Raw genomic sequence first — 242 nt, forward strand, 5'->3', positions numbered from 1 at the left:
ATCACACGTAGAGAGGATCAAACGATCTCTCTCCAACGCATGATTTAATTGCAGGACTGGCGAATCTACGTGCTTGGTATGTTGCACAGAAAAATCTTGCTCATACTCTAGCGATTGGAGATGAAGCGACGCCCCCTTCTCCAGCAATGGCAAATTTTTAAAGTGCGTATCGTTATGCGCTTGGATGAGAAATATTTGTTTGCCTGTTTCTTCATCCACATGCACAGTCATCGCAGGGCTAA

Annotated in this window: 1 protein-coding gene; it reads right to left on the minus strand. The window is 44.6% G+C overall.

Going from position 1 to position 242, the window contains the following annotated elements:
• On the minus strand, positions 1–242 hold a 242-nt coding region (locus A3738_RS10090; RefSeq protein WP_156504183.1), incomplete at both ends, for a sortase domain-bontaining protein.

It is taken from the genome of Oleiphilus sp. HI0066 (assembly GCF_001635725.1).